Here is a 1204-nt window from a genome sequence, read left to right as displayed (position 1 = left end):
TGTGCCGCGCCCTGCCCCGCTGCGCGCGCGCCGCGCCGCCGTCGCGGTCGCGGTCGCGAGGCGGGTGTGACGCTGGTCGAGGTGCTGGTCGTGTTGGCGCTCCTGGGTGTCACCGCCGGGGTCGCGGCGATCAGCCTGCGCCCCGAGGACCGCGCGGGGCGGGGCGGCGCGCAGGAGGCCGAGCTTCTGGCCGCCCGGCTCTCCATCGCGCTCGAGGGCAGCATGGTGGGCGGCCGCGTCGCCGCGCTCGACTGGGAAGACGGCAGCTACCGTTTCATGCAGCGGCGGGACGGGGCATGGTCGGCCCATCCCAACCCGCGTCTCGGCACCTGGCAGAGCGTCGGCGGCGGCGGGCTGTCGCGCGAAGGCGCGGGCCCGGCAGACCGCGAAGGCCGGCTGATGATCACGCCCGGCGCCCTGCCCCCTCCAACCGGCCCGGCGGTCTTCGCCCTGGGCGGCGCCCGGGGCGCGCGGGTGATCTTCGACGGGGTCACCGCCCGGGTGGAGGCGCCATGACCGGGCGGCGCGATCCCGAGGCGGGCTTCACCCTGATCGAGGCGCTGGTGGCCATGGCGGTCCTCGCCGTCTCGGCTGTGACACTGCTGAGCGCCGCCGAACGGCATGTGGCGCAGACGCGCGGCCTCTCCGACCGCATCCTCGCCCGCTGGGTGGCCGAGAACGCGCTGGTGGCGCAGCAGCTGGGCCTCGAGATGCGTCCCGATTGGCAAAGCGCCCTCGACCGCCGGATCGAGACCCGGACCGCGCGCCGCGCGCTCGAGGGCAGCGGGCTCCTGGAGGTGCGCGTGGCCGCCGGCCCGCCCGGCGAAAGCCTGGTGACGCTGACCGGCTATCTGCCCGACGGAGGCGCGCCATGATCCCGCGGCCCTGGTTTTTCGCGGGCCTCGCGATCCTGGCCCTTGCCGCGACGCTCGGCCCTCCGACGGCGCAGCTCGCCTGGCACCTCTCGGGCCATACCGGGGTGCTGCCGGCCTCCTATGCGCCCAGTGCCGAGGCGCGCGACACCGCGCCCGCCCCCGCCGGCACCGACAACATCCTGGCCCTCGCGCCCTTCGGCACGGCCAACGCCCCGCCGCCCGAGGCCGAAGCCAAGGCCCCGGGCCGCGAGATCGACATCGACCTGCACGGTGTTCTCGTCTCGACCGACCCCGAGATGTCGCGCGCGCTGATCGCCGTGGCGGGCAAT

3 protein-coding genes are annotated in these 1204 nt (G+C 76.1%); all 3 read left to right on the top strand.

Features of this window, described 5'->3' with window-relative positions; translation table 11 throughout:
• The coding region (locus LR948_RS18785) for a prepilin-type N-terminal cleavage/methylation domain-containing protein (RefSeq protein ID WP_232755694.1) at nucleotides 1–516 on the top strand (516 nt) is incomplete at its 5' end.
• A complete protein-coding gene (gene gspI, locus LR948_RS18780) occupies nucleotides 513–875 on the top strand; it encodes a type II secretion system minor pseudopilin GspI (protein ID WP_232755693.1) in 363 nt (120 codons plus the stop codon). The genes LR948_RS18785 and gspI, both read left to right, overlap by 4 nt.
• A partial coding sequence (locus LR948_RS18775) for a type II secretion system protein N (protein WP_232755692.1) occupies nucleotides 872–1204 on the top strand: 333 nt, incomplete at its 3' end. The genes gspI and LR948_RS18775, both read left to right, overlap by 4 nt.

It is taken from the genome of Roseivivax sp. GX 12232 (assembly GCF_021272185.1).
In the GTDB taxonomy this organism is placed as follows: Bacteria; Pseudomonadota; Alphaproteobacteria; order Rhodobacterales; family Rhodobacteraceae; genus Roseivivax.
This window is presented reverse-complemented; position numbering and strand designations above follow the sequence as displayed.